1 protein-coding gene and 1 pseudogene (1 of these 2 only partly in view) are annotated in these 2,163 nt (G+C 70.9%); both read right to left on the reverse strand.

Annotated elements, in window-relative coordinates; translation table 11 throughout:
- Positions 1 to 315 precede the first annotated feature (315 nt).
- Complete coding sequence (locus CED_RS19765) at positions 316 to 1,188, reverse strand: replication-relaxation family protein (RefSeq protein ID WP_051868952.1); 873 nt, start codon at positions 1,186 to 1,188, stop codon at positions 316 to 318.
- Between the two features lie 820 nt (positions 1,189 to 2,008).
- Positions 2,009 to 2,163: pseudogene (locus CED_RS26400) on the reverse strand (nitroreductase/quinone reductase family protein) (it continues 289 nt past the right edge of the window).

Raw genomic sequence — 2,163 nt, forward strand, 5'->3', positions numbered from 1 at the left:
CCCGTACGTAGCGGTCAAGCGGACCGGGCGGGTCCGACTGCGACGGTGCGGGAGACGGGGTGAGGGTGTCGTCGGCGGGGGTGCTGTCGGGGGTGGGGCGGGGTGGCCACGGGGACGGGGCGGGGTCGTCGGGTGCGGCCGGAGCGGACGTGCGCGGTCCTCCTGTCCTCCACGGGCGTCGGGTCGCGGGCGGGGGGTCTACGGCGGGTTTCGGCGGGTGCGNCTCCTGTTCTCCGGCCGGGCCGGTGGGTGGGTTCTGGTCCGCCGCGCTGTCAGATCGTCATAGGCACTCCTGTTCTCGGGCGGGCTGCGGTGTCAGGCGACGAGGGGCAGGTGGGGGCCGGGTGGTGGTGTGGTGCCGTGGCGGGCGTCGGCCCACAGGCTCGTTGCGGCGGGGTGGGCGAGGTCGAGGAGGCGGCGGCGGCCGGTCGAGCCCAGGGGAAGCCATACGGGACCGGCGGGGCTGTGCCCGCCTGCGGCGATGAGGTCGGCGGCGGTGGTCGCGACCGGATAGCCCCGGGGCTGTGCTGCTTTGTGGTGCAGGTTGGTCTCGCGGGCGGTGCTGGGCAGGTGCAGCAGTACGCTCATGCCGAAATGGCGGTGGGNGTCGTAGGCGGTGAGCTTGTCGAGCAGCCGGCCCAGCGGTTCGGTGCCGGNATCGTGTTCGAGCAGGAAACTCACCGCGTGGGACGACTCGGCCCAGCGGCCGTAGGCGTCGGGGTGGACCCCGACGATCCGGAACCTGTCGGCTTGGGGCAGAAGCGTGTGGGTCGTAGGCTCGGAGTACCAGCTCAGCAGCCGGGCCCCGGGCCGGGGCGCTGCGTCGGCCGTCAAGGCGGTGAACAGCCCGTTGACGCCGAGGAGATGATCAAGCTGGCGGCTGCGCGCGAGACGCGCTATGGACAGATCGTGCGCGGCGCGGGTCGGTGGCCGTTCGGCGCGGGCGGCGGCCAGCAGCACCACCGCCGGATAGCCCAGCGTGTAGCGCCAGGGCTGTGAACCGGGCCGTACGCAGGCCCTGAATCTCGCGAGCACGCCGCGCTGCGTCAGTTGCAGAAGTCGACGTTGGGCGCGGTCGAGACTTGGGAACAGCAAGTCGGCGACCTGCTCGGCNGTCAGGACACGATGGGCCTCAAGAACATCCAGCAGATACAGATCACGGGCTGTCAGCGAGCCCAGCAAACGCACCGGGTCCGGACCGCGCCGGGCCGCCGATGATGGGGAAATACGAACCTCCAGGGCGGAGTCTGGGCAGGAACGCTGGCGCGGACAGGCCGGCTGACCTGCGCCAGCACCGCACCACGGCTATCGGTCTGACCCCCCGCTTCTCAGGCCGGTCCATACCGTCCAGGAACGTCCGTACACGTGCTCTGACGTCCACTTTCGGTCGCTGGAGTACCCCTCTGGCGGCCCGCGTTGCCACACGCACTGCCACACATCCGCCGCCTCCGAGAGGGCCAGCGACACCCCCGTCGCGCCTTCGCCGCACCCCTGTGTGGCAACCGGTGTGGCAGCGGGCAGGGCGGAGCGGACAGCCCCACCCGAGCGATCAGCCAGCGCCTGGCAGCCGACCACGGTCATGCGGGGTCCTCGATGAACCCCGAAGCGGCAACAGCCGCGGCCGCGCCGGACGGTCGTAGCGGCAACGGACCAGGCAGCTCCGCCGTCCGCGGCGTCACCGTGACGGCCGGAGCGCAGAATCAGCCAGCGGGCGGACATCGTCGGCACCGACAGACCCTCCTGCCGCCAGCGCCGGATCGTCACACGGACATACCCGGCTGCGAGGGCGGCCAGCCGTCGACGCGTGAGCCGGTCGGCCAGGAGGTGGTGGATCACATTCCGGTGCGAGGCCAGGGTCGCGGGCCGCCAGTGGTGCGGCGCCGCGAGGAAACCCTCGAGCAGCTCGCCCACCGTCATGCGGCCACTGACCGTCATGACGTCCAGCCGGGTGCTGCGGACCTCGGCTAAGGGCGGTTCCAGCCGCGGCTATTGTACTGAGAAATGTAGGTCAGAGCCTGCTGATACGGGGAGTCAACCGGGCCATTGGAATCAACCGCTCGGTCCGAGCCTGGTAATTTCCGTAAAACTCGGCCAGCTGGGTCGCCTGACCCCAGAGTGCGTGGCGGTCTTCCTCGTCCGCGATTGTGATGNNNNCNNNNANAC

The sequence above is a fragment of the Frankia sp. CeD genome (assembly GCF_000732115.1).
Lineage (GTDB): Bacteria > Actinomycetota > Actinomycetes > Frankiales > Frankiaceae > Frankia > Frankia casuarinae.